Raw genomic sequence first — 4471 nt, forward strand, 5'->3', positions numbered from 1 at the left:
GCATCAAGCGATACTGCTTCCTTCGTTTCTTCCAGTAGCTTCAGCACTTCCTCTTCGGTAAAGCCAAAGTATTGCCCATAGTCTTCTCTCAATAACGAGTACACCTCTATGTTGTTTAATCCAGAAAACAAACTCTCCTGAGAGATACGAGTGATTCCTGTGACCACGGCCTTTGTCAGATACCTATTATCCTTTAATGCCTGCCCTAGTATACCACGCATTAACTCTGTAATTTCATTATAGTAATCTTCCAAATACCCCTCTTGTATCGGCGTGTCGTACTCGTCTATCAATATAATTGGGTTCTTGCCACAATACCTGTGTATGTAGATGCATATACACTGGAGTGATTCCTCAAGCTCTGAACGTTTGCCTGTCTTGTACAACAAACGGTTAAACACTCTCTTCTCATTATCACTCAAACAACAAGATTCTAGCAAGTATCTATGCTGCCCATACAACCTACTGATCAACGATACTATATTCGCGTACGCATCTTTATAGCGCGACTTCTTCACATCCTTGAACGATATGAATATCACTGGATATTTGTTTTGATGCTCCTCACAAAAAACTTTATCCTGACCTATATTCAGCTGCTCAAACAAATTCTTATCTTTTGGCTGATTATGATCTAAAAAGTAGTACAACATAGACAGATTGAGTGTCTTTCCAAATCTTCTAGGCCTGGTGATTAAAATCACCTTAGCCCCATCTTCCAACACTTCTTTGATTAAAAGAGTCTTGTCAGTAAATACATACCCGTCTCTTACTATTTCTCTAAAATCGCTGACTCCTACCGGTAATTTCATGCGTCTGGTATTTTATCCCATATATTGCACTCATTGTACCCCTGGCTAGTATATATTGCTAGTTTTTCTTTGCTAGCAACGATTGCACTTAAATATGGATGATGACAAGAGGAGCTTTGACGTGAACCTCAACACTATTACAACGATGACACTACTCTAAACTTACATATTCCTCGTATGTCTCTCTTCTTCTAATCACTTTGCTCTCAGCCCTATCCACCAAAATCTCAGCAACCTTAGGACGTGCATTATAGTTATTAGACATTGCATATCCATATGCTCCAACACCTGTAATCACAACATGATCTCCAGACGTCAACTTGTTCAAATGTATTGATTCCCTAAAAAAATCACCACTCTCACAAACCGGGCCAACTACCTTATATTCTATTTCCTCACCGTCCAGTCTGATCACTGGTAGCATTGAATGCACAGCTTCATAAAGAGTGACCCTCATGAAATCATTCATACCAGCATCTATAATCAGTATAGTCTTACCAGCAACCTTCTTGACATACAGTACCTTTGAGACAAGAACCGCAGAATTTCCAACCACGTATCTGCCAGGCTCTATTATGACTTTTACATTCAAACCTCCAGCAATCAACTTTAAAAGTTCCGCGTATTTACCAATGTCAATTGTAGCTTCATCGGTATACTGAATTCCTATACCGCCTCCAAAATCCACTGTAGTTATTGTTATGCCAAATTTTGCAAACTGCTCCACCAAGTGCCTTAGCTCTTTAAAAGCGTTATTAAATACACTCAGCTGAGAGATTTGAGAGCCTATGTGCATAGATAGCCCGACAATTCGCACATTGGTATACTGCTTCAACTGTGGTAAAAACTCCAGCACCAGCTCAGATGCGATCCCAAATTTTGAGCTTTTGAGGCCCGTTGTAATTTTACTATGTGTAAATGCGTCTACATCCGGATTGATCCTAATGGCAACATTAGGTGACTTATTATGAATTCCTGCCAACCTATTCAACAGCTCCAACTCCTCAAAGGACTCGACATTAAACTGCCCCACCTCATTGTTTAATCCGTAAATTATCTCCTCTGCTGTCTTACCGACGCCTGAGAATATAACCTTCTCAGGCGTTATACCAGCATCTAACGCTTTTCTTATTTCCCATCCGGACACCACGTCCGCCCCACATCCCAGTTTACTTAGTAGTGATACTATGGACTTATTAGAATTTGCCTTCAAAGCATACGCTATAAGCACTCCATCCATTTGCAAAGCATTGCGGAGGCTAGAGACTTGAGAGATGATATGAGCAGTAGAGTAGCAATAAAAAGGAGTTGGGTGAACTGTTACTAACTCTCTGAGACTTACATTCTCAACGTGTAAAACATCGTCTAAGTAGCGAATGGACATAAGACCCCGCTTGAGATGACTATTGCATTTGACTAACCAGCACCTTATCAAAATCAGCACTACATTTCAATGATAGATGTGATATTGTCAAATCACTGATATTTTACAGTTGTTGTCACGAGAGTTATTGCACTAAATATTATCGACCGCTATACTGCTTTTTATTGTTACTGTTATTGAAATATCTTATGCTCGATCTACTAAGTCTGAACATATCTGGAATCAGAAAAGCGCTACTCACCAAACAGATTACTGCGGTGGAGTTGACAAAAGCTTATCTTCAGCGTGCCGAAGCCCATGCACATCTACATGCCTTTACAGCTTTAACAAAACAGAAGGCACTAGAGCAAGCTGTAGATTCTGATATTCGTATACAGCAAGGGTCTCCAAGATTTTTAGAAGGTATTCCAATAGGTGTCAAAGACATATTTTGTACTAAAGGTATTCTGACAACCGCTGGCTCAAAAATCTTGCAAGGTTTTAAGCCTCCATATGAATCTACAGTCACATCCCAGCTTTTTGAGCATGGAGCGATCATGATCGGCAAGACAAACATGGATGAATTTGCAATGGGTTCTTCTACCACCACCAGTTCCTGCTACCCTCACACTATCAACCCATGGAAAAGAAATACGGAAAAAGATACACCATTGGTTGCTGGAGGTTCATCTGGTGGTTCGGCGGCCGCGGTAGCCGCAAGGCTTTGTATTGGGGCACTAGGAACAGATACTGGTGGTTCCATAAGACAACCTGCTTCATTTTGTGGGATTGTGGGCATTAAGCCGACATATGGTAGATGCTCAAGATGGGGCATCATAGCCTTTTCAAGTTCTTTGGACCAAGCTGGTATATTAGCAACGAATATAGAAGACGCAGCTCTTATACTAGAGGGTATGTCTGGTTATGACCCAAAGGATTCTACGTCGGCGAAAGTTGCTGTACCACGTTGGAGTACTTCTCTTGATCAGGGCATCAAAAACCTTAAAGTTGGTATTCCAAAAGAATACCAGAGCGATGATCTTCCTGATGACATTACCAATCTTTGGAGGAAAGCGATCGAGTGGCTGCAATCCGAGGGGGCGGAGATTATAGATATTTCTCTACCATACACAAGGTATGCACTTCCAGTATATCACATAATAGCACCAGCGGAGGCCTCTTCAAATCTAGCACGCTATGATGGAGTAAGATATGGCCTACGGACACAGATGCAAGTGAAAAATATAGATGAGATGTATGAGTACACTAGAGCGGAGGGATTTGGGCAAGAAGTCAAACGGAGAATAATAAGAGGTACTTACATACTATATGGAGGAGATGATGACTCTTATTATGTAAAAGCTCAAAAGTTGAGACGTCTAATATATGACGACTTTCAAGCTGCTTTTAAGAAAGTTGATGCAATACTAACTCCTACGGTACCTTATCCTGCATTTCCGATGGGCGACAAAATGGATGATCCTATAGCCATGTATTTGAACGATCTATTAACGGTTCCTGCAAGTCTAGCTGGGTTACCTGCTCTTTCTGTTCCGGCTGGATTCAGCGCTGGTGAACAACTACCTTTAGGCCTGCAGTTAATAGGTCAATCATATGATGAAGAGACGATATTGAGACTGGGCAAGGTGATAGAAGGGTATGCAAATGTTATAGATACTACGAGGGCCTCTAACTACCTCTAGGTCTAAAAATGACAACAAAGCAGCTAATATATGATATATTCATTGCAAAATACCTGATATCACACTTTCAGGTAAACCAGTCACAGTACTGACCTCTGATATACTCATCCCTTTCTTCAGCAATTTCGCTGCTATCTCCATCTTACCCTTTTCGGTGCCTATCGCAATTCCCTCAGCTTTGCCTTTCTCCGTGCCTATCGCGATTCCTTTCTCTGTACCTAATGCAATACCCTTTTCTATGCCCTCCTGTCTTGCTTCGTCTATGGTGTATTCCTGTCCGTCAAGCAATAACCTCGCCCTCACATATGCATCATATGATTCATCACTCCAGTTAAACCTCTCTAGCTCCTTATACGCTTCTAATATGTGCTCGTCCTTCGTACACATAGGCGGCTCCTTCACTTCCTCTGACCTACTTAAAAAAAATAGCCACTCATCTTCTATGCCACTTAGCTCATCCTCTCCCTTCTTAAACTTCGGCAGTTCTATAAAGACGTACGACAATGCAAATAAGTACCTTTCATTCGTCTTTTCTTCTCTTGTGGTGTGGTAACTGATGCAGCCTATGTTACCTCCAAACAGCTTCTTGTTCT

At 41.3% G+C, this 4471-nt stretch carries 4 protein-coding genes; 1 reads left to right on the forward strand and 3 read right to left on the reverse strand.

Features of this window, described 5'->3' with window-relative positions; genetic code table 11:
- The coding region (locus EDM53_RS00505; RefSeq protein ID WP_165379501.1) for an AAA family ATPase at positions 1 to 812 on the reverse strand (812 nt) is incomplete at its 3' end.
- 151 nt (positions 813 to 963) lie between these two features.
- Positions 964 to 2196 carry a diaminopimelate decarboxylase gene (gene lysA / locus EDM53_RS00510; protein ID WP_130121375.1) on the reverse strand — a complete coding sequence of 411 codons (1233 nt, stop codon included), beginning with the start codon at positions 2194 to 2196 and terminating at the stop codon, positions 964 to 966.
- Positions 2197 to 2384: 188 nt separating this feature from the next.
- Between lysA and gatA the strand changes: the two genes are divergently transcribed.
- On the forward strand, positions 2385 to 3878 hold the full coding sequence (gene gatA / locus EDM53_RS00515; RefSeq protein ID WP_130121377.1) for an Asp-tRNA(Asn)/Glu-tRNA(Gln) amidotransferase subunit GatA: 1494 nt from the start codon (positions 2385 to 2387) through the stop codon (positions 3876 to 3878).
- A 39-nt stretch (positions 3879 to 3917) separates the two neighbouring features.
- Here gatA and EDM53_RS00520 read toward each other — a convergent pair.
- On the reverse strand, positions 3918 to 4471 hold a 554-nt coding region (locus EDM53_RS00520; protein WP_207215383.1), incomplete at its 5' end, for a PD-(D/E)XK nuclease family transposase.

Origin of the sequence: Rickettsiales endosymbiont of Peranema trichophorum, from assembly GCF_004210275.1 — a bacterium.
GTDB lineage: Bacteria > Pseudomonadota > Alphaproteobacteria > Rickettsiales > Midichloriaceae > RICK02.